The sequence below is a fragment of the Kluyvera sp. NPDC087067 genome (assembly GCF_044745165.1).
Lineage (GTDB): Bacteria > Pseudomonadota > Gammaproteobacteria > Enterobacterales > Enterobacteriaceae > Kluyvera.
Genome location: NZ_JBIUZS010000009.1, coordinates 1 through 19,024 on the forward strand (window position 1 = coordinate 1; position 19,024 = coordinate 19,024).

Annotated in this window: 12 protein-coding genes; 8 read left to right on the plus strand and 4 right to left on the minus strand. The window is 53.7% G+C overall.

The genetic code is table 11. From position 1 onward, the window contains the following. Nucleotides 1–196 precede the first annotated feature (196 nt). Nucleotides 197–1,567 carry an aromatic amino acid transporter AroP gene (gene aroP / locus ACIPDS_RS19320; protein WP_400739303.1) on the minus strand — a complete coding sequence of 457 codons (1,371 nt, stop codon included), beginning with the start codon at nucleotides 1,565–1,567 and terminating at the stop codon, nucleotides 197–199. Between the two features lie 538 nt (nucleotides 1,568–2,105). Between aroP and pdhR the strand changes: the two genes are divergently transcribed. The 4 genes from pdhR to lpdA all read left to right on the plus strand — a co-directional run bounded on the left by pdhR (nucleotide 2,106) and on the right by lpdA (nucleotide 9,355). Beyond that, complete coding sequence (gene pdhR / locus ACIPDS_RS19325; RefSeq protein ID WP_062772005.1) at nucleotides 2,106–2,870, plus strand: pyruvate dehydrogenase complex transcriptional repressor PdhR; 765 nt, start codon at nucleotides 2,106–2,108, stop codon at nucleotides 2,868–2,870. 284 nt (nucleotides 2,871–3,154) lie between these two features. Continuing rightward, complete coding sequence (gene aceE, locus ACIPDS_RS19330) at nucleotides 3,155–5,818, plus strand: pyruvate dehydrogenase (acetyl-transferring), homodimeric type (RefSeq protein ID WP_166516311.1); 2,664 nt, start codon at nucleotides 3,155–3,157, stop codon at nucleotides 5,816–5,818. Between the two features lie 14 nt (nucleotides 5,819–5,832). Further along, the gene (aceF, locus tag ACIPDS_RS19335; RefSeq protein WP_400739308.1) at nucleotides 5,833–7,725 is read left to right on the plus strand and encodes a pyruvate dehydrogenase complex dihydrolipoyllysine-residue acetyltransferase; all 1,893 of its coding nucleotides are present in this window, start codon (nucleotides 5,833–5,835) and stop codon (nucleotides 7,723–7,725) included. Between the two features lie 205 nt (nucleotides 7,726–7,930). Then, nucleotides 7,931–9,355, plus strand: a complete 1,425-nt coding sequence (gene lpdA / locus ACIPDS_RS19340; protein WP_166516499.1) for a dihydrolipoyl dehydrogenase — start codon at nucleotides 7,931–7,933, stop codon at nucleotides 9,353–9,355. A 213-nt stretch (nucleotides 9,356–9,568) separates the two neighbouring features. Here lpdA and ACIPDS_RS19345 read toward each other — a convergent pair whose 3' ends face one another. Both ACIPDS_RS19345 and ACIPDS_RS19350 read right to left on the minus strand, forming a co-directional pair. Then, nucleotides 9,569–10,390, minus strand: coding sequence for a DUF2950 family protein (locus ACIPDS_RS19345; protein WP_400739311.1), 822 nt, complete (start codon nucleotides 10,388–10,390; stop codon nucleotides 9,569–9,571). An 11-nt stretch (nucleotides 10,391–10,401) separates the two neighbouring features. Then, complete coding sequence (locus ACIPDS_RS19350) at nucleotides 10,402–12,171, minus strand: DUF3300 domain-containing protein (RefSeq protein ID WP_400739314.1); 1,770 nt, start codon at nucleotides 12,169–12,171, stop codon at nucleotides 10,402–10,404. Between the two features lie 459 nt (nucleotides 12,172–12,630). On the opposite strand from ACIPDS_RS19350, the gene acnB reads away from it, so the two are divergent. Together acnB and yacL are read left to right on the plus strand one after the other, a co-directional pair. Next, nucleotides 12,631–15,228: a bifunctional aconitate hydratase 2/2-methylisocitrate dehydratase gene (acnB, locus tag ACIPDS_RS19355; RefSeq protein ID WP_400739317.1), complete on the plus strand. Its 2,598-nt coding sequence runs from the start codon at nucleotides 12,631–12,633 to the stop codon at nucleotides 15,226–15,228. Between the two features lie 571 nt (nucleotides 15,229–15,799). Next, nucleotides 15,800–16,162 carry a protein YacL gene (gene yacL, locus ACIPDS_RS19360; protein ID WP_400739320.1) on the plus strand — a complete coding sequence of 121 codons (363 nt, stop codon included), beginning with the start codon at nucleotides 15,800–15,802 and terminating at the stop codon, nucleotides 16,160–16,162. 33 nt (nucleotides 16,163–16,195) lie between these two features. Here the strand turns inward: yacL and ACIPDS_RS19365 are convergent, their stop codons facing one another. Next, on the minus strand, nucleotides 16,196–16,543 hold the full coding sequence (locus tag ACIPDS_RS19365) for a YacC family pilotin-like protein (protein WP_166516305.1): 348 nt from the start codon (nucleotides 16,541–16,543) through the stop codon (nucleotides 16,196–16,198). Nucleotides 16,544–16,687: 144 nt separating this feature from the next. Between ACIPDS_RS19365 and cueO the strand changes: the two genes are divergently transcribed. Both cueO and ACIPDS_RS19375 read left to right on the plus strand, forming a co-directional pair. Then, complete coding sequence (gene cueO, locus ACIPDS_RS19370) at nucleotides 16,688–18,253, plus strand: multicopper oxidase CueO (RefSeq protein WP_400739324.1); 1,566 nt, start codon at nucleotides 16,688–16,690, stop codon at nucleotides 18,251–18,253. 196 nt (nucleotides 18,254–18,449) lie between these two features. Then, nucleotides 18,450–18,899, plus strand: a complete 450-nt coding sequence (locus ACIPDS_RS19375; protein WP_400739327.1) for a hypothetical protein — start codon at nucleotides 18,450–18,452, stop codon at nucleotides 18,897–18,899. Nucleotides 18,900–19,024: the final 125 nt, after the last annotated feature.

Consider the following 19,024-nt stretch of genomic DNA (forward strand, 5'->3'; position numbering starts at 1 on the left):
AAGAAAAACAGCGCCAGACGGCGCTGTGGGTGGTCGTGCCTGCAATCCGTGACTGCGGGAAATAAAAATGCTTGCAGGCGATAACAGTATCTACAACTCAAAGCTAGTAGGCCGGATAAGGCAAAGCCGCCATCCGGCATTGTGCGCGGTTGTGCCTGATGGCGCATAGCTCACAATAACCACCCGCTAAGCCGTATTAATGTGCTTTTGCGGTTTTGGCCGTTTTCTGTTTAAACATAAAGCCGATGCCCAGAATGACGATCCACACCGGAATCAGCCACACCGAGATCGCCATACCCGGTGTCATCACCATGATGACCAGTACCGCCGCCATAAATAACAGGCAGATCCAGTTACCCAGCGGGTAGAGCAGTGCAGGGAAGCGTGTAGTTACCCCTTGCTGCTGCTTGGCTTTGCGGAACTTCAGGTGCGCGAGGCTTATCATCGCCCAGTTGATCACCAGTGCGGAGACCACCAGCGCCATCAGCAGACCGAAAGCAGACTCCGGTGCCAGGTAGTTAATCAGTACGCACAGCGCGGTGACCACGGCAGAAACCAGAATGGTCGTTACCGGTACGCCACGTTTGTCGACGTTGAGCAGCGCTTTCGGCGCATTGCCTTGCTGCGCTAGGCCGAACAGCATACGGCTATTACAGTATACGCAGCTGTTGTAAACGGACAGCGCCGCGGTCAGTACCACGATGTTCAGGGCGTTAGCCACAAACGAGTCGCCCAGTTCATGGAAGATCAGGACGAACGGGCTGGTGTCGGCGGTGACGCGCGTCCACGGCATTAAGGAGAGCAGAATTGACAGTGAGCCAACATAGAAAATCAGGATACGGTAGATAACCTGGTTGGTGGCTTTAGGAATGCTCTGCTCAGGGTTATCGGCTTCCGCCGCCGTGATCCCAACCAGCTCCAGGCCGCCGAAGGAGAACATAATGATTGCCATCATCATCACCAGACCAGTCCAGCCATGAGGCAGGAAGCCGCCCTGTTCCCACAGGTTGCGTACGGTCGCCTGTGGGCCTGCGGTGTCGCTGAACAGCAACCACGCACCGAACAGGATCATGGCGATAACGGCAATGACTTTGATTATCGCAAACCAGAACTCCATCTCACCGAACACTTTCACGTTGGTCAGGTTGATGGCGTTAATGGCAATAAAGAAGACAGCCGCTGAAACCCAGGTTGGAATCTCAGGCCACCAGAATTGAATGTACTTTCCGACCGCCGTGAGCTCAGCCATGGCAACTAAAACATACAGTACCCAGTAGTTCCAGCCGGAGGCGAAGCCTGCAAAATTGCCCCAGTATTTATAGGCGAAGTGGCTAAAGGAGCCAGCAACCGGCTCCTCTACGACCATTTCACCCAGCTGGCGCATGATCAAAAAGGCGATAAAACCGGCGATGGCGTAGCCGAGAATAATTCCCGGGCCTGCCGATTGAATGACGGAGGCGCTGCCGAGAAACAGACCTGTGCCGATAGCGCCGCCCAGAGCGATAAGCTGTATATGGCGGTTCTTAAGGCCGCGCTTAAGCTGGGAGCCTTGCTGTTGACCTTCCATTGTGAAACCTCGTGTGTGGTTATTATCGTGACGCTGTTGTGCGTATGTACTTAAGAAATTCCGTTTTCTGTATTGTTTTGTTTACAAAATGCATTTCTTAAAAAGAGGTAAGGCTCTTTCGTCATGAGCAGAATAGTGGTAAGCGCGGCGGAATGCACCTGCTTTATGCAGGGATGAAGCGGGGTTGGATAAAAAGCGGACAATTGTCACGCGCTGGAACAAATTTAACATCGCTATAAAAATGAATATTTAGGCAAATAAATGAAAATATATTCATCTATGGCGATATTGAAACGGTTCAGTTTGCTTAAATTTGTTTTTATTACGTTAATTGTACTTCTTTATAGGTAAATCTATTTTTTGTGCAAGGTTACAATTCTGAAACATCATTTCTGTAATGTTGTTAAAAAGTGCCCGGTTTACTGATTTCAATCAAAACCTGTATGGACAGAAGGTGAATACTTTGTTACTTTAGCGTCAAGAACATGAAATTGGTAAGACCAATTGACTCCGGGCAAATGGCTTAAGACAGGAAATCATGGCCTACAGCAAAATTCGCCAACCAAAACTCTCCGATGTGATTGAGCAGCAGCTGGAGTTTTTAATCCTTGAGGGCACATTACGCCCTGGAGAAAAACTTCCCCCGGAACGCGAACTGGCAAAACAGTTTGACGTCTCCCGCCCCTCCTTACGCGAGGCGATTCAACGTCTTGAAGCGAAGGGGTTACTGCTGCGTCGTCAGGGTGGTGGCACTTTTGTTCAGAGCAGCCTGTGGCAGAGTTTTAGCGATCCACTGGTAGAACTGCTCTCCGACCATCCTGAATCCCAGTTTGACCTGCTTGAAACGCGCCATGCGTTGGAAGGTATTGCCGCTTATTACGCGGCATTACGTAGCACGGATGAAGACAAAACGCGTATCCGTGAACTCCACCATGCCATCGAGCTTGCTCAACAGTCCGGCGACCTTGACGGCGAGTCTGATGCGGTTCTCCAGTATCAAATCGCGGTCACTGAAGCGGCGCATAACGTGGTGTTGCTCCATTTACTACGCTGTATGGAGCCGATGCTGGCGCAAAACGTCCGTCAGAACTTTGAATTGTTGTACGCGCGTCGCGAGATGCTGCCGTTAGTCAGCAGTCACCGAAGCCGTATTTTTGAAGCGATTGTCGCCGGCAAGCCGGAGGAGGCGCGTGAAGCGTCCCATCGTCACCTGGCGTTTATCGAAGAAATTCTCCTGGACCGAAGCCGTGAGGAAAGCCGTCGTGAACGCGCCTTACGCCGCCTGGAGCAACGCAAGAATTAATGATTTTTCTGGCAGCAAGTTAACCAGAAGATGTTGTAAATAAAGCGCTATTTAACGCGCGGCAACTAAACGCAGAACCTGTCTTATTGTGCTCTTAGTTGTTCAAAATAATTTGGGTTGTATCGCGGCGGCAAGCGCGCGAGTCGCCAGGAGCATAGTGAACTATGTGACTGGTGCGAGTAGTGCGCAGCCAACAAAGAGACAGCCCGAATTATGAAGAACAAAGAACACAATGGGACAGGTTCCAGATAACTCAACGTATTAGATAGATAAGGAATACCCCCATGTCAGAACGTTTACAAAATGACGTGGATCCGATCGAAACTCGCGACTGGCTACAGGCGATCGAATCGGTCATCCGTGAAGAAGGTGTTGAGCGTGCTCAGTATCTGGTCGACCAACTGCTTTCTGAAGCACGCAAAGGCGGCGTTCAGGTAGCTGCTGGTGCAGGGGCGAGCGGTTACGTCAACACTATTGCCGTTGAAGATGAACCGGAATACCCGGGCAATCTGGAGCTGGAGCGTCGTATTCGTTCTGCTATCCGCTGGAATGCCATCATGACCGTGCTGCGTGCGTCTAAAAAAGACCTCGAGCTGGGCGGCCACATGGCTTCATTCCAGTCTTCAGCGACTTTCTATGAAGTGTGTTTCAACCACTTCTTCCGCGCTCGCAACGAACAAGATGGCGGCGATCTGGTGTACTTCCAGGGTCACATCTCCCCGGGCGTATACGCACGTGCATTCCTGGAAGGCCGTCTGACCGAAGAGCAGATGAACAACTTCCGTCAGGAAGTTCACGGTAAAGGTCTGTCTTCTTACCCGCACCCGAAACTGATGCCAACCTTCTGGCAGTTCCCGACCGTTTCTATGGGTCTGGGCCCAATCGGTGCAATCTACCAGGCTAAATTCCTGAAATATCTGGAACACCGTGGCCTGAAAGATACCTCTAAGCAAACCGTTTACGCCTTCCTGGGCGACGGCGAGATGGATGAGCCAGAATCTAAAGGTGCGATTACCATCGCTACCCGTGAAAAACTGGACAACCTGGTCTTCGTCATCAACTGTAACCTGCAGCGCCTTGATGGCCCGGTTACCGGTAATGGCAAAATCATTAACGAACTGGAAGGTATCTTTAGCGGTGCTGGCTGGAACGTTATCAAGGTTATCTGGGGCGGTCGTTGGGATGAGCTGCTGCGTAAAGACACCAGCGGTAAACTGATCCAGCTGATGGAAGAAACCGTTGACGGTGACTACCAGACCTTCAAATCCAAAGATGGCGCTTACGTACGTGAGCACTTCTTCGGTAAATATCCAGAAACCGCAGCGCTGGTTGCTGACTGGACTGACGAGCAGATCTGGGCCCTGAACCGTGGTGGTCACGATCCGAAGAAAGTCTATGCTGCACTGAAAAAAGCACAGGAAACCAAAGGCAAAGCCACCGTAATCCTCGCCCATACCATCAAAGGTTACGGCATGGGTGACACCGCTGAAGGTAAAAACATCGCTCACCAGGTTAAGAAAATGAACATGGACGGCGTGCGCTACATTCGCGACCGTTTCAACGTTCCAGTGACCGATGAGCAGGTTGAAAACCTGTCTTACCTGACCTTCCCGGAAGGTTCGGAAGAACATACCTATCTGCACGCCCAGCGTGAAAAACTGCACGGCTACCTGCCGAGCCGTCAGCCTAACTTCGATGAGAAGCTTGAGCTGCCGACTCTGGAAGATTTCGGCCCGCTGCTGGAAGAGCAGAACAAAGAAATTTCTACCACTATCGCGTTCGTTCGTGCTCTGAACGTGATGCTGAAGAACAAATCCATCAAAGACCGCCTCGTGCCGATCATCGCCGATGAAGCGCGTACCTTTGGTATGGAAGGTCTGTTCCGTCAGATTGGTATCTACAGCCCGAACGGTCAGCAGTACACCCCGCAGGACCGCGAGCAGGTTGCCTACTACAAAGAAGACGAGAAAGGCCAGATTCTGCAGGAAGGTATCAACGAACTGGGTGCTGGCGCATCCTGGCTGGCGGCTGCGACTTCTTACAGCACCAACAACCTGCCGATGATTCCGTTCTACATTTATTACTCAATGTTCGGTTTCCAGCGTATCGGTGACCTGTGCTGGCAGGCTGGCGACCAACAGGCTCGTGGCTTCCTGGTCGGTGGTACTTCCGGTCGTACAACGCTTAACGGCGAAGGTCTGCAGCACGAAGATGGCCACAGCCATATTCAGTCTCTGACTATCCCGAACTGTATCTCTTACGATCCGTCTTACGCGTACGAAGTTGCGGTCATCATGCATGATGGTCTGGAACGTATGTACGGTGAGAAACAAGAGAACGTTTACTACTACATCACCACCCTGAACGAAAACTATCACATGCCGGCAATGCCAGCAGGTGCCGAGGAAGGTATCCGTAAAGGTATCTACAAACTCGAAACCCTCGAAGGTAGCAAAGGTAAAGTTCAGCTGCTGGGTTCAGGCTCTATCCTGCGTCACGTCCGTGAAGCAGCGCAGATCCTGGCGAAAGACTACGGCGTAGGTTCTGACGTTTATAGCGTGACTTCCTTCACCGAACTGGCGCGTGATGGCCAGGATTGTGAGCGCTGGAACATGCTGCACCCAATGGATACTCCGCGCGTTCCGTACATTGCTCAGGTGATGAACGACGCTCCAGCGGTAGCTTCCACTGACTATATGAAACTGTTTGCTGAGCAGGTTCGTACTTATGTACCGGCTGATGACTACCGCGTACTGGGTACCGACGGCTTTGGCCGCTCTGACAGCCGTGAAAATCTGCGTCACCACTTCGAAGTTGATGCTTCTTACGTGGTTGTAGCGGCACTGGGCGAACTGGCTAAACGTGGCGAAATCGATAAGAAAGTGGTTGCTGATGCCATCACTAAATTCAACATCGATGCAGAAAAAGTTAACCCGCGTCTGGCGTAAGAGGTAAAAGAAACATGGCTATCGAAATCAATGTACCGGACATCGGGGCTGATGAAGTTGAAATCACCGAGATCCTGGTCAAAGTAGGCGACAAGGTTGAAGCTGAACAGTCGCTGATCACCGTAGAAGGCGATAAAGCCTCTATGGAAGTCCCGTCTCCACAGGCTGGCGTCGTTAAAGAGATCAAAGTCTCTGTTGGCGACAAAACCGAGACCGGTGCACTTATCATGATTTTCGATTCCGCCGACGGTGCAGCTGATGCTGCACCTGCCAAGGCAGAAGAGAAGAAAGAAGCCGCTCCGGCAGCTGCACCAGCAGCAGCCGCGGCAGCGAAAGAAGTTAACGTGCCTGATATCGGCGGTGACGAAGTTGAAGTCACTGAGATTCTGGTCAAGGTTGGCGACACCGTTACCGCTGAGCAGTCGCTTATCACCGTAGAAGGCGACAAAGCCTCTATGGAAGTTCCGGCTCCGTTCGCGGGTACCGTGAAAGAGATCAAAATCAACACCGGCGACAAAGTGTCTACCGGCTCGCTGATTATGATCTTTGAAGTCGCAGCTAGCGCGCCAGCGGCGGCACCAGCTCAGGCTGCTGCACCGGCAGCCGCAGCGGCTCCGGCAGCATCTGGTTCCAAAGAAGTGAACGTACCGGATATCGGCGGTGACGAAGTTGAAGTTACTGAAGTGATGGTGAAAGTGGGCGATAAAATTGCCGCTGAGCAGTCACTTATCACCGTAGAAGGCGACAAAGCCTCTATGGAAGTTCCGGCACCGTTCGCGGGCACCGTGAAAGAGATCAAAATCAACACCGGCGACAAAGTGTCAACCGGCTCCCTGATTATGATCTTCGAAGTTGAAGGCGCAGCACCTGCGGCCGCTCCGGCTAAACAGGAAGCGGCGGCACCGGCTCCTGCGGCGAAAGCTGAGAAGCCAGCAGCGCCAGCTGCAAAAGCGGAAGGTAAATCTGACTTCGCAGAAAACGACGCTTATGTTCACGCGACTCCGCTGATTCGTCGCCTGGCGCGCGAATTCGGTGTGAACCTGGCGAAAGTGAAAGGGACTGGCCGTAAAGGTCGTATCCTGCGCGAAGACGTTCAGGCTTACGTGAAAGAAGCGGTTAAGCGCGCGGAATCTGCACCGACAGCTGCGGCTGGCGGCGGTATTCCGGGCATGCTGCCTTGGCCGAAAGTTGACTTCAGCAAGTTTGGTGAAATCGAAGAAGTGGAACTGGGTCGTATCCAGAAAATCTCCGGTGCGAACCTGAGCCGTAACTGGGTGATGATCCCGCACGTTACGCACTTCGACAAAACCGATATCACCGATCTGGAAGCGTTCCGTAAACAGCAGAACGCCGAAGCTGAGAAGCGTAAACTGGACGTGAAATTCACCCCAGTGGTCTTCATCATGAAAGCCGTTGCTGCCGCTCTGGAACAGATGCCACGCTTCAACAGTTCTCTGTCCGAAGACGGTCAGCGCCTGACGCTGAAGAAATACATCAACATCGGTGTGGCGGTTGATACCCCGAATGGTCTGGTTGTTCCGGTCTTTAAAGACGTGAACAAGAAGAGCATCACCGAGCTGTCTCGTGAACTGACGACGATCTCTAAGAAAGCGCGTGATGGTAAGCTGACGGCTGGCGAAATGCAGGGCGGTTGCTTCACTATCTCCAGCATCGGCGGCCTGGGTACTACCCACTTCGCTCCGATTGTTAACGCGCCTGAAGTGGCTATCCTCGGCGTTTCTAAATCCGCCATTGAGCCGGTGTGGAATGGTAAAGAGTTTACTCCGCGTCTGATGATGCCGATTTCTCTGTCCTTCGACCACCGCGTGATTGACGGTGCTGATGGTGCTCGTTTCATTACCATCATCAACAACACGCTGTCTGACATTCGCCGTCTGGTGATGTAAGTGAAAAAGCCGGCCCGACGGCCGGCTTTTTTCTGGTAATCTCATGAAGTTAATGAGGTTATCGTGCTAAAGACAAATCGGTTGCCGTTTGTTGTTTCAAAATTGTTAACAATTTTGTAAAATACTTGCGGATAGAACGACCCGGTGGAAGATGGGCGTCATAACAATAACGTCAGACCGCCGGATACAAATGATAGAGGTCATGATGAGCACTGAAATTAAAACTCAGGTCGTGGTACTTGGGGCGGGCCCGGCAGGCTATTCTGCTGCCTTCCGTTGCGCGGATTTAGGTCTGGAGACCGTCATTGTAGAACGTTACAGCACCCTGGGCGGTGTTTGTCTGAACGTTGGCTGTATCCCTTCTAAAGCACTGCTGCACGTAGCAAAAGTTATCGAAGAAGCCAAATCACTGGCTGACCACGGTATCGTCTTCGGCGAGCCGAAAACCGATATCGACAAAATTCGTACCTGGAAAGAGAAAGTTATCACTCAACTGACCGGCGGTCTGGCTGGTATGGCGAAAGGCCGTAAAGTGAAAGTGGTAAACGGTCTGGGTAAATTCACCGGGGCAAACACCCTGGAAGTGGAAGGTGAGAACGGTAAAACCGTGATCAACTTCGACAACGCGATCATCGCGGCGGGTTCCCGTCCGATCGAACTGCCATTTATTCCACACGAAGATCCACGCGTATGGGACTCCACTGACGCGCTGGAACTGAAAGAAGTACCAAAACGCCTGCTGGTTATGGGCGGCGGTATTATCGGTCTGGAAATGGGTACCGTGTACCATGCGCTGGGTTCAGAGATTGACGTGGTTGAAATGTTCGACCAGGTTATCCCGGCTGCTGACAAAGATATCGTTAAAGTCTTCACCAAACGCATCAGCAAGAAATTCAACCTGATGCTGGAAACCAAAGTGACCGCCGTTGAAGCAAAAGAAGACGGTATCTACGTTTCCATGGAAGGCAAAAAAGCACCTGCAGAAGCACAGCGTTATGACGCCGTACTGGTGGCTATCGGTCGCGTACCGAACGGTAAAAACCTCGACGCAGGCAAAGCTGGCGTAGAAGTTGACGACCGTGGCTTCATTCGCGTCGACAAACAGCTGCGTACCAACGTACCGCACATCTTTGCCATCGGCGATATCGTCGGTCAGCCAATGCTGGCGCACAAAGGTGTTCACGAAGGCCACGTTGCTGCTGAAGTTATCGCAGGTCAGAAACACTACTTCGATCCGAAAGTGATTCCTTCGATTGCGTATACCGATCCGGAAGTTGCCTGGGTTGGTCTGACTGAGAAAGAAGCGAAAGAGAAAGGTATCAGCTATGAAACCGCCACCTTCCCGTGGGCTGCTTCTGGCCGTGCTATCGCTTCCGACTGCGCAGACGGCGTGACCAAACTGATCTTCGACAAAGAATCTCACCGTGTTATCGGTGGTGCGATTGTCGGTACCAACGGCGGCGAGCTGCTGGGTGAAATCGGTCTGGCTATCGAAATGGGTTGTGATGCTGAAGATATCGCGCTGACTATCCACGCGCACCCGACTCTGCATGAGTCCGTGGGCCTGGCAGCAGAAATCTTTGAAGGTAGCATTACCGACCTGCCAAACGCGAAAGCGAAGAAGAAGTAATCTTCTGACTCGTCGCCCGGCCGAGCATAGCGACGCCGGGTAACGCACGGTCATCCCGGCGTCGGCTAGCGCCTCGTCTGGGTTTCCATAAAAAAGCGGCTTAATGGCCGCTTTTTTTATGCTGATATTTCATGGGTTTGCCTATCTGTAGCGAAGATTGTCGCGAGATTGGCAGGCTAAAAGGGTACCGGCGTACCCGTAAGCGTAATCATATTATGGATGATGAGAGGGCTCTGCTGACACTTTCCAGCCCGCGCTGGAATCAGGTGAGAGTGAATCTATCGCTAAGGCTTTTTGCTCAGTCTCCGCCCCCAAATCCGCTTCATAAACCCGATCGTCCTGACTCACCGTAAAGCTCATTATGCCGGTCTCACCCCATTTAACCGGCCAGGCCAGCAGGGCCACATCCCCTTTATCGCCGGTGCTAATAATGCGGAAACGGTATCCGTGGTAGCCTTCGCCCGGCACTGAGGGACTAAAGTTCGGCCCGAGAGGGCTCGGTACTTCTCCCGGCGTGATAGGCCAGTAAAGCCCATCTTTCTTGCCTTCGGTGCTGATGATTTTTTTCGCCCAGGTGTGGTTTAACCGGTAATAATCCTGCTGCGCATCGACATAGGCGTGCATAGCCTGAATGGCCGAAAGCTCATTACGGCCAATGGCACGGGTCTGAATCTCGTCTTCTCCGGCGGCGATATTAAACATCCAGCCTTGATCGTTTTTTTCCATTGGGATAGGAAGGCGCCAGCCGTCGTTGCCGACGTCCAGCCAGGCGGTATTGGCGCTGATAACAACGTGGTGGTTAAGTTTCCAGTCACGCAGGAAACGGTCTACCGCCTCCGGGTCAACGCCATCCGGCGGTAAAAACTGCTGCCAGTCATCGCCGAGCAGTTGACCTAATGCCGCATGATCTTTGTTCTTCACCGCATTCACCAACGCGCTGGCTGCCAGGTCGGGGCTGCTAAAACTCTGTTGAGCAAAGCTCATCAGGGGGGACATGGCAAGCGCCAGCAAGGCTATTTTAATCTGCTTTTTCATCACATTATCCTCTAGCGTCGGTGGAACTCTCGGTGCCCGGAAAGCCCGCCGCCATTTCGTTCGCTGCCTACGCTGGATGCACGATTACCCTGAAATTCTCGAGTCTGGCGTTCTCGACTGAGACCGGAAGCCTGACGGCTTTGTAGGCCGCGGGACTGCTGTGCTTGCCAGTTTGGCGCCCGGCTTTCGTTGCCGCTAAGGGCGCTGCTGCGTCGTCCTTCACTGCGTAGCGGCGTTGTGTTGCGCTGTTCCGTTCTAAAACGGGACGCGTCATTGTTAGCGCGGCGCTGGGGAGCATTCAGATTCGACTGCTGCATGCGCTGCGCCGCAGCACGAGGCGGTGTGTTATGCGCCTGTGATGGACGATTTTGTGGCGTCAGGCGCTGAGCGCGGTTAACCGGCGCGTCATAGCCACGGAAATTATCCCGCTGTACCTTCTGGCTTAACTGCTGGGATGCGGCGCGGCGCTGGGCATCACGTGTAGGCGACACTGGGGCAAAATTATCGTTCCGGGTGCGCTGCTGCAATTGTGACATTGCTGCCTGTCGCTGGTTGTCCCGGTTAGGGTAACTCAGGCCGCCGGACGCATTCGTTGCACGAGGGAGTACTGCACCCGTGGAGCTTAACCCACCCGGTACGTTAGTCTGATGAAAGCGCTGCGCGACGTTATTGTTTGGGTAAGGCACATTGCCGCGATAAGCGGAATTGTGCTGCCAGGCGAAATTCTGCCCTCTGTGGTTTTCCCCTGAGATCCGGTTGAAATTATTGACGTTAATATTGATGTTATCGCCATTGTGCTGATAGCCCCGGCCATCGCCATGGTAGCCATCATCGTGATGGTGATCGTCATGGTGATGATGATCGTCATCGTCCCAATCGATACTGCTGAAAATAGCGTAGGTAGTGGCGACGCCGAGGCTATAACCAAAACCGCGAACAAAGCTGTCGGCAAACTGCTGCCCTGGAGGGGGCGGCAGATAAACCGGCGGCGCGGAAGAATAAGGCCAGTTGCTACCGTAAACCACCGTTGGATTGTAGTTCGGCACGTAAACCACTTCGGGGTTCGCGGACTCAATGCGGATCACCGTGGGCTCGCTGCTGACTGAGGTGGTCGGCGCAGCTACCGAGCTGGTGCTTGAGCTGACGGTGGCGGCCGGCGCTGGTGCACGACTGGTTGTGACCGTTTGCTGATAGCTGGATTTGAGCGACCCGGTTTGCTGGGCCAGCTTGCGTAAACTCTGCACGGCATCCATGACGTCCTGCGGTTGCGCGAGGAAGGCGTTACCCAGATTTTCGACCCATTCAGGGTTTTCGCCCATCATGCCGGTGAGCTGCGGGAAGGCGACCAGGGATTTCACGCTGGCATCCCAGGGTTGCCCGGCAACCGCCTGGATGGCGGCATCACCCTGCATCGTAGGATTATCCTTCGACCACTGAACTGCCTGGACAACGCTTGCCGGATAGGTTGACGCCATCAGCACCTGTGACAACAGCGAGTCAGGGTAGAGCGCGATGGGGGCCACCCATTGGGTGATCTGCGCTTTGGTATAAGGTTGGGCGTTAGTGGACGTCGCCGCAACCGTCGGCGGCGCAACCGGCGTGGGTAACGGTGCGGCAGGCGCTGCAACCGGTGGCGCAACCGGTGCTTCCACGGTAACGGCAGGGGGTGCATCAGGCGTCACGTTCTCGCGGCTTTTAAGGTAAAGCGTGGCGGCGACGGCGAGTATCCCGCCGCAGCATATCAGCGCGATACTTGAGTAGGACTTAGTGGGCAAATTCATGGTGGTTCTCCAGAGAACTACGCTGTCCGTATCAGAGTCGGATATGCCGCGAGTATAATGAGGCTATTGTTTATTTTTTGATTAAAGCAGGGATTTTTACCATTGGTAGGAATCCAGACTGTGTAAAAATAAATCCAGGATGCGGGCCTTGGGTCAAAAGCGACGACAACGCGGCACATTTATTCCTGCTTATCTGTAATAACGTCGTAACAAAACGATGAATCTCCCGGGAAGAATGGGTTTTTTTCATCGTAAAAAGGCTTTTTATAATCTGTTATATCAACATTAACGATTCAGCAAATATTTAATGTTGCTTTTTTGTAAACGGATTAACACCCTTCAGAATTCCTGCTATGCTGGCCCTCGCGGTATCGGGCTTTTACCCTACAAACTGCTGTCTCACAGGAGCGTGAAGAGATCGCCGACCGCATATGACAATGAGAGCGAGGAGATACCGTCGTGCTAAAAGAATACCGTGAGCACGTAGCTGAACGTGCCGCCCAAGGGATTGTTGCCAAACCCTTAGATGCAACCCAAATGGCCGGCCTGGTTGAGCTACTGAAGAATCCGCCTGCTGGCGAAGAAGAATTCCTGCTAGACCTGTTAATCAATCGTGTACCGCCGGGCGTGGATGAAGCCGCCTATGTTAAAGCGGGCTTCCTCGCAGCCATCGCGAAAGGCGAAGCCACCTCCCCATTAGTGACTCCTGAAAAAGCCGTCGAACTGCTGGGCACCATGCAGGGTGGTTACAACATTCATCCGCTGATTGACGCGCTCGACGATGCCAAGCTGGCACCGATTGCTGCGAAAGCGCTGTCTCAGACGCTGCTGATGTTCGATAACTTCTACGACGTAGAAGAGAAAGCGAAAGCGGGCAATACCTTCGCCAAACAGGTTATTCAGTCCTGGGCCGATGCCGAATGGTTCCTGAACCGTCCACAGCTTGCTGATAAAATTACCGTTACCGTGTTCAAAGTGACCGGTGAAACCAACACCGATGACCTGTCTCCGGCCCCGGATGCATGGTCTCGCCCGGATATCCCTCTGCACGCGCTGGCGATGCTGAAAAACGCCCGTGAAGGCATTAGCCCGGATGAACCAGGCGTTGTGGGCCCTATCAAGCAAATCGAATTGTTGCAGAAAAAAGGCTTCCCGCTGGCGTATGTTGGCGACGTTGTCGGCACCGGTTCTTCGCGTAAATCAGCAACTAACTCCGTATTGTGGTTCATGGGCGACGATATTCCGCACGTGCCAAACAAGCGCGGTGGCGGTCTGGTGCTGGGCAGCAAAATTGCGCCAATCTTCTTTAACACCATGGAAGATGCGGGCGCGCTGCCAATCGAAGTTGACGTGAATAAGCTGAACATGGGCGACGTGATTGACGTTTACCCATTCAAAGGCGAAGTGCGTAATCACGAAACCGACGAACTGCTGGCGACATTCGAACTGAAAACCGACGTGCTGATTGACGAAGTGCGTGCGGGCGGTCGTATCCCACTGATTATCGGTCGTGGCCTGACCACTAAAGCGCGTGAAGCGCTGGGCCTGCCGCACAGTGACGTGTTCCGTATCGCTAAACCGGTTGAGGCTAGCAACAAAGGCTTCTCTCTGGCACAGAAAATGGTTGGCCGCGCCTGCGGCGTGACCGGTATTCGCCCGGGCGAATATTGCGAACCGAAAATGACCTCGGTAGGCTCTCAGGACACCACCGGCCCAATGACCCGTGATGAGCTGAAAGACCTGGCCTGTCTGGGCTTCTCCGCCGATCTGGTTATGCAGTCTTTCTGTCACACTGCGGCCTATCCGAAGCCGGTTGACGTGACGACGCACCACACGCTGCCTGACTTTATTATGAACCGTGGCGGTGTTTCTCTGCGTCCGGGCGACGGCATTATCCACTCGTGGCTGAACCGTATGCTGCTGCCGGATACCGTCGGCACCGGCGGGGACTCCCATACCCGTTTCCCGGTGGGGATTTCCTTCCCGGCAGGCTCCGGTCTGGTTGCGTTTGCGGCAGCGACCGGCGTGATGCCGCTGGACATGCCAGAATCTGTGCTGGTGCGCTTTAAAGGCAAAATGCAGCCGGGCATTACCCTGCGCGATCTGGTGCACGCGATTCCGCTGTACGCCATCCGCGAAGGCCTGCTGACCGTTGAGAAAAAAGGGAAGAAAAACATCTTCTCTGGTCGCATCCTGGAAATCGAAGGCTTGCCTGAACTGAAAGTTGAGCAGGCATTTGAGCTGGCGGATGCTTCGGCTGAGCGTTCTGCGGCGGGCTGTACCATTAAGCTCGATAAAGCGCCGATTACTGAATACCTGACCTCTAACATCGTCCTGCTGAAGTGGATGATCGCGGAAGGTTACGGCGATCGCCGTACGCTGGAACGTCGCGTTCAGGGAATGGAAAAATGGCTGGCGGATCCGCAACTGCTGGAAGCGGATGCTGACGCAGAATATGCGGCGGTGATCGAGATCGATCTGGCTGACATCAAAGAACCTATCCTATGTGCGCCAAACGATCCTGACGATGCGCGTCTGCTGTCTGATGTGCAGGGCGAGAAGATCGACGAAGTGTTTATCGGCTCCTGCATGACCAACATCGGTCACTTCCGTGCTGCCGGTAAGCTGCTGGATACCCATAAAGGCCAGCTGCCAACCCGTCTGTGGGTGGCTCCGCCAACCCGTATGGATGCGGCACAGCTGACCGAAGAAGGTTACTACAGCGTGTTTGGTAAGAGCGGTGCGCGTATTGAAATCCCTGGCTGTTCCCTGTGTATGGGTAACCAGGCGCGCGTAGCTGACGGTGCGACGGTGGTTTCTACCTCAACCCGTAACTTCCCGAACCGTTTAGGTACCGGCGCTAACGTCTTCCTGGCTTCGGCAGAGCTGGCGGCCGTCGCGGCGCTTATCGGTAAGCTGCCAACGCCGGATGAGTACCAGACCTATGTGGCGCAGGTCGATAAGACGGCGGTGGATACCTACCGTTATCTGAACTTCGACCAGCTTTCCGAGTACACCGAAAAAGCTGACGGTGTGATTTTCCAGACCGCGGTTTAAACCGTAGCCCGGACGAGGTGCGCAAGCACCCACTCCGGGGGGCTTCCCGGCTGCGCTTGGCCGGGCTACAAGGGTGAGGGTTTCGACTCTCGCCCTTTTTTATTCTTTGGCTCGGTTTACCGTAGCCCGGACGAGGTGCGTAAGCACCGACTCCGGGGCTTCCCGGCGGCGCTGCGCTTGGCCGGGCTACAGGGTGAGGGTTTCGGCCCTCACCCTTTTTTATTCTCAGGCTCGGTCTAAACCGTAGCCCGGACGAGGTGCGTAAGCACCGACTCCGGGGGCTTCCCGGCGGCGCTGCGCTTGGCCGGGCTACAGGGTGAGGGTTTCGGCTGTCGCCCTTTTTTATTCTCAGGCTCGGTCTAAACCGTAGCCCGGACGAGGTGTGCAAGCACCGACTCCGGGGCTTCCCGGCGGCGCTGCGCTTGGCCGGGCTACAGGGACAGGGGGTTGCCTTTTACGCTTTTTATTTTGCATTAGCCGCCCGCTACGCTTTTTTTATTCCCCCAGACTGCGATAATTACCTATAGGTACAATGCAGCGGTGACGCATTGCCTTTGTAGAGGAAGAGATCATGGAATACGAATTTCTGCGTGACGTTACCGGAGGGGTAAAAGTACGTATGTCGATGGGCCACGAGGTGGTCGGTCACTGGTTTAATGAAGAGGTCAAAGATAACCTCTCGCTGCTGGATGAAGTCGAGCAGGCCGCGCGTACGGTAAAAGGCAGCGAACGTTCATGGCAGCGCACCGGACATGAATACACTCTGTGGTTGGACGGCGAGGAAGTGATGGTTCGCGCCAATCAGCTGGAGTTTTCGGGCGACGAGATGGAAGACGGGATGAATTACTACGACGAAGAAAGCCTGTCTCTTTGCGGCGTAGAGGATTTCCTGCAGGTGGTTGCGGCGTACCGCGAGTTTGTCCAGCAACGTTAATTCATGCGGAGCCTAAGGGCTCCGCCACGCGTCTTACTTCACGTAGGCCAACAGGCTTAACGAATCACGCGCCAGCGCTTTACACTTCTTCGCCGTAGGAATGCCAATCCCGCTAAGATCGCGGTAGCTGTCTTCACCAAGCGCCTTCATGTTAAACGTATCGTAGTTAGTAAGATCCCACTGGTTTTGCTGGGCGAAAAAAACCAGGGCGCGACGAATTTGCGTGTTGGGGAGATTCTGATACCCGCAGTCGTTTTTCAGGAACACAAACACAGCCGTGAGATCGGCCATATCTTCTGCTTCAGACTCGCTTAATGCATAACTGGAGCTGGACATCGCCAGCAGCGATCCGAGCAGTACAGTGCGGAAAAACGTCTTCATTTCTTCTACCTTACATCGTCGATATTCCACGTTAACATACTTCCCAAGCGGACGGGGAGCATTATTCACCGCTTTATGCTTGACCTTCCTGCAGGGGGAGGGTTTAAGCTCAAATAACCACCAGCAGCCGAAAAGGATGTACCGATGCATCGTCGTGATTTTATCAAATTGGGTGCCGCTATTAGCGTCGCCAGCGCCTTGCCTCTGTGGAGTCGAGCGGTCTTTGCCGCCGAGAGAACCCCGCTGCCTATTCCTTCCTTGCTTACCGCTGACGCCAATAATCAGATCCTGCTGAATGTACAGTCCGGGAAGAGCGTATTTGCCGGTAAAGCGGCCACCACCTGGGGCTATAACGGCGACCTATTAGGGCCCGCTATCAAGCTTAAGCAGGGCAAAGCCATTACGGTCAATATCCGTAACCATCTCCCGGAGGAGACCACCGTGCACTGGCATGGTCTGGAAGTGCCGGGAGACGTCGACGGTGGGCCGCAGGGAGTAATTAAACCGGGCGCTAGCCGTACGGTCACCTTTACCCCGACCCAACGCGCCGCGACCTGTTGGTTCCACCCGCATCAGCACGGTAAAACCGGCCATCAGGTCGCCATGGGACTGGCGGGGCTGGTGCTCATTGAAGACGATATCAGTCAGATGCAGTTGCTGCCCAAACAGTGGGGAATCGATGATATTCCGGTGATCATGCAGGATAAAAAATTCACGCCTGCCGGAGAGATAGACTACCAGCTGGATATCATGAGCGCCGCGGTGGGCTGGTTTGGCGATACGCTGTTGACTAACGGTGTCCAGTATCCGCAGCACGCGCCGCCGCGCGGTTGGCTGCGTCTACGGTTACTTAATGGCTGTAATGCGCGCTCACTGACGCTTGCCGCCAGCGACAAACGTCCGCTGTACGTTGTCGCCAGCGACGGCGGCTTTTTGCCGGAACCGGTGCAGGTCAGTGAGCTGCCCATGTTGATGGGCGAACGTTTTGAGGTGCTGGTGGATGCGCGTGACGGTAAGCCGTTCGATCTCGTCACGCTGCCGGTTAGCCAGATGGGAATGGCGATTGCGCCATTTGATAACGCGCTGCCGGTACTGCGCATTCAACCGGTAGGCATTCCGGGTTCCGGCAAATTGCCTGATTCACTGGTCCCTATGCCCGCCATCCCGTCCCTTGATGGTCTGACTGAGCGTAAGCTTCAGCTCTCCATGGACCCGATGCTCGACATGATGGGCATGCAGGCGCTGATGAAAAAATACGGCAAGCAGGCCAGGGGCGGCATGGACCACGGCAATATGATGGGCCACGGCGGCATGAAAATGGATCACGGCAGCATGGGCAACATGCATCACGGCGGCGGTGGGTTTGATTTCCACAATGCCAATCGGATCAACGGCAAAGCGTTTGATATGAACGTGCCGATGTTTGCCGCCGCCAAAGGTCAATACGAGCGCTGGGTCATTTCCGGCGAGGGCGACATGATGCTGCATCCGTTCCATATTCACGGTACTCAGTTCCGAATCCTGCGTGAAAACGGCCAGGCACCTGCCGCGCATCGTGCAGGCTGGAAAGATACGGTGAGAGTGGAGGGCGGGGTCAGCGAAGTGCTGGTGAAGTTTGATCATGAGGCATCGAAAGAACAGGCGTACATGGCGCACTGTCACTTACTGGAGCATGAAGATACCGGCATGATGCTCGGGTTTACGGTGTAATAAAAACGCGGATGGTGTCACGCCATCCGCGTTTACGATTGTTCTGAAATAGATTAACGCGCAATTTTTAATAAAAGATGCCGATATACTCTCATGGTGAACAAATAATCATGAGGTAAAAATGGGTATTTTTAATAAGGTACTTGCCGCATCTTTTGTGATGATGGTAGCAGTTTCGGCCCATGCCGAAATAAAAATGGAACGCAAAAATATTCCACAGCTGAAATTAAGTCTTGAAATTCCCCAAACGCTGACGCCTATGTCTGATGAAATGGCGAAAATCAAATACCCTTCCGAAAATCGTCCACAGGTCATTTACGGCGATGAACGCGGTAAAGCCTCTTTAGGGATTAGCGCCGGGCGTCACGCATTACCCGCCTCACAGATTGATATGGCAAAAGAGGCGACGGTGAAAATGCTGGCAAACTTTAAACCGCAGGCGGAAGCCGTGACGGTGGACGGGCATAAAGCCTGGCTGATTACCTTCCGCTCCCAGGCCCCGGATACTGAAATTCTGAATATGATGCTGATGACATCGCAAAACGATAAAGCGGTGCAGGTGGCATTTAATATGACAAAGGATTTGGAGGCGCAATATCAGGATGCTGCTAAGGCAACGCTGATGTCGCTTAAGTTCGACAAGTAACAGTGATATTAAAACCGCCCGCAGGATAGCGGGCGGTTGGGTATTTACGGTGTTGCTCTCTTACAGGCCGGATAAGGCATTATGCCGCCATCCGGCACTTGCCTGATGGCGCGCAGCGTTGAGGG

Excerpts from the sequence above, each read along its gene's own strand:
- aceF (WP_400739308.1), top strand. The coding sequence starts at position 5,833 with ATGGCTATCGAAATCAATGTACCGGACATCGGGGCTGATGAAGTTGAA.
- aceE (WP_166516311.1), top strand. The coding sequence starts at position 3,155 with ATGTCAGAACGTTTACAAAATGACGTGGATCCGATCGAAACTCGCGAC.
- ACIPDS_RS19350 (WP_400739314.1), bottom strand. The coding sequence starts at position 12,171 with ATGAATTTGCCCACTAAGTCCTACTCAAGTATCGCGCTGATATGCTGC.
- pdhR (WP_062772005.1), top strand. The coding sequence starts at position 2,106 with ATGGCCTACAGCAAAATTCGCCAACCAAAACTCTCCGATGTGATTGAG.
- aroP (WP_400739303.1), bottom strand. The coding sequence starts at position 1,567 with ATGGAAGGTCAACAGCAAGGCTCCCAGCTTAAGCGCGGCCTTAAGAAC.
- ACIPDS_RS19345 (WP_400739311.1), bottom strand. The coding sequence starts at position 10,390 with ATGAAAAAGCAGATTAAAATAGCCTTGCTGGCGCTTGCCATGTCCCCC.
- cueO (WP_400739324.1), top strand. The coding sequence starts at position 16,688 with ATGCATCGTCGTGATTTTATCAAATTGGGTGCCGCTATTAGCGTCGCC.
- ACIPDS_RS19375 (WP_400739327.1), top strand. The coding sequence starts at position 18,450 with ATGGAACGCAAAAATATTCCACAGCTGAAATTAAGTCTTGAAATTCCC.
- ACIPDS_RS19365 (WP_166516305.1), bottom strand. The coding sequence starts at position 16,543 with ATGAAGACGTTTTTCCGCACTGTACTGCTCGGATCGCTGCTGGCGATG.
- yacL (WP_400739320.1), top strand. The coding sequence starts at position 15,800 with ATGGAATACGAATTTCTGCGTGACGTTACCGGAGGGGTAAAAGTACGT.
- lpdA (WP_166516499.1), top strand. The coding sequence starts at position 7,931 with ATGAGCACTGAAATTAAAACTCAGGTCGTGGTACTTGGGGCGGGCCCG.